We start from the raw sequence: 532 nt of genomic DNA, 5'->3' as shown, positions 1-532 counted from the left end.
CACCGGCGAAAACCAAATTCGCGAATACATCGGACGACACATCAACACAACATGTCAAAATGATCACAAAACGACCGAACGAACACCCAAGACAAAAAAACATCTCGGAGTCCATTCGAAATCAACAGAAACAAGAAAAAAACTCTTTCTTGCTCGCGTCCACTATCCAGTTCTCAAACCACCAACACACACCAAGCCACGACCGACCCCCACAAAAAGAGGAAGCCCCGCGGCCCGGAGGCATCGGACCCGCAACCCGGAGGAAAACCCTCCAGGAGTGGCGGTCCGGGAACCCAAAAGCATGCCGCACCACCTACACCGGCCACCCCAGGAGGGCGACCCCACAGCCCATGATCTCTTCCACACCAGCGACCCCGACCGACCGTGCGACGATCGCACGCGCGGGGCACACACCGGACGCCTACCGGCATCCTGTATTCTCCGTAGAAAGGAGGTGATCCAGCCGCACCTTCCGGTACGGCTACCTTGTTACGACTTAGTCCCAATCACGAGCCTCACCTTAGACGGCTCC

At 57.0% G+C, this 532-nt stretch carries 1 rRNA gene; it reads right to left on the bottom strand.

The features are described from left to right. Positions 1–447 precede the first annotated feature (447 nt). A 16S ribosomal RNA gene (locus tag AC1AYR_RS11760) occupies positions 448–532 on the bottom strand; the annotation flags it as partial.

This window comes from Bifidobacterium sp. LH_417 (genome assembly GCF_056357035.1).
The sequence above is the reverse complement of the archived record's forward strand: the minus strand, read 5'-3'. Positions and strand labels throughout refer to the sequence as shown.